1 protein-coding gene is annotated in these 1,930 nt (G+C 61.5%); it reads right to left on the bottom strand.

Going from position 1 to position 1,930, the window contains the following annotated elements; translation table 11 throughout:
* Nucleotides 1-1,930 (bottom strand): excinuclease ABC subunit UvrA (gene uvrA / locus RMO15_RS05060; protein ID WP_309708679.1); only part of this gene is annotated, 1,930 nt, incomplete at both ends.

The raw sequence follows: 1,930 nt of genomic DNA, 5'->3' as shown, positions 1-1,930 counted from the left end.
CATCGGGCAGAAAGTGCATTTCTATTTTCAGGATGCCGTCGCCCTGGCAGGCTTCGCAGCGCCCGCCTTTTACGTTAAACGAAAAGCGTCCGGGGCCGTAGCCGCGCACTTTGGCCTCAGGGGTGGCGGCGAAGAGGTCGCGGATCAGGTCGAAGGTGCCTGTGTAGGTAGCGGGGTTGGAGCGTGGGGTTCGGCCAATCGGGGACTGGTCAATGTCGATGACTTTCTCGATATGCTCGATGCCCGAGATCCCCGTGTGCGGCGAGGGCACCATGTGCGAGCGGTAGATCTCGTTCATCAGGCGGGGGTAGAGCGTGTCCTGAATCAGCGTGGACTTGCCCGAGCCCGAGACGCCGGTAACGACGGTCATCGTCCCCAGCGGAATCTGCGCCGTGACGTTCTTAAGGTTGTTGCCCCGCGCCCCGACAATGGTCAGGTTGCGGCCGTCGCCCTTGCGCCGCTCTTTGGGCATCTCGATCTTCTTGCGGCCCGAGAGGTAGGCCCCGGTAATAGACTCCGGCGACTCTTTCACCAGTGCGGGCGGGCCTTGCGCGACCACGTAGCCCCCGTGAATTCCCGCGCCCGGCCCGATGTCAATCAGCCAGTCGGCGGCTTCCATGGTCTCTTCATCGTGCTCGACCACTAAGATGGTGTTGCCAAGATCACGCAGCCGAATCAAAGTCTCAATTAACCGTGAGTTGTCGCGCTGGTGCAAGCCGATGCTGGGCTCGTCGAGGATATAGAGAACGCCCATCAGACCCGAGCCGATCTGCGTGGCGAGGCGAATCCGCTGTGCCTCCCCACCCGAGAGCGAGCCCGCCGCCCGATCCATCGTGAGATAGCCCAGCCCGACGTTCTTGAGGAAACCTAATCTGGCCCCGATCTCTTTGAGGATCTGCCGGGCGATCAGCATCTCACGCTCCGTTAGCGTGAGGCTCTCAACAAACTCCACGGCGGTGGCAATCGAGTACGCCGTGATCTGCGAGATGTTCTTACCGCCAAAGAGCACGCCCAGCGCGGCGGGCTTGAGGCGCTGGCCCTTACAGGCGGGGCACGGGTTGTTTCTTCGGTACTGCTCCAGGTCCTGCTTGATGTAGTCCGAGCTGGTCTCTGTCCAGTGGCGCTCCATGATCGCAATCACGCCGGGAAAGTCCGTGTCGAAGTGCCGCGTGCGCCCGAAGCGGTTCTTGGACTCCATCGTCACATTGCCCTTGATGCCCTTAAAGAGCGACTCCAGCTGCGCGTCGGTGAGCTTCTTAAGCGGGGTCTCCATCGTAAAGCCGAGCTTCTTGGCGACGGCGGCAAAGAGCGCGGTGCGCCCCTCACTCATGATCTCCTTGCCAGACTTGTAGACAAAGTACTTGATCGCGCCCTGCCCGATGCTCATCTCTCTGTCTGGGGCGATGAGCTCCGGATCGAACTCGGACTGGGTGCCGAGGCCGTGGCAGGTCTCGCAGGCACCAAACGGGGAGTTAAACGAAAACGTGCGGGGCTCGATCTCTGGCAGCGAGATGCCGCAGGCGGTGCACGCGAAGTTCTCGGAGAAAAGCTGCTCCTCACCCCCAACTATTTCTACCCCGACCAAGCCCTTGGAGCGCTTCAGCGCCGTCTCCACCGAATCGGCGACGCGTTTCTCGACGCCGGGCTTGACCACAATACGATCCACGACGATATCAATATCGTGCTGCTTGTAACGGTCGAGCGCGGGGACACTCTCTAAGTCATAGACCGTGCCGTCCACTCGGACACGCGCGAAGCCCTCTTTTTTAAGCTCCTCCAGCTCCTTCTTGTACTCGCCCTTACGGCCCCGAATACTCGGCGCGAGGACTTGTAGCCGCGTGCCTTCGTCCATCGCCATCACCACATCCACGATCTGGCTGGGCTGCTGCTGCGTCACGGGTTTGCCACACTGGGGGCAGTGCGGCGTCCC

This window comes from Armatimonas sp., from assembly GCF_031410135.1.
GTDB lineage: Bacteria > Armatimonadota > Armatimonadia > Armatimonadales > Armatimonadaceae > Armatimonas.
This window is presented reverse-complemented; position numbering and strand designations above follow the sequence as displayed.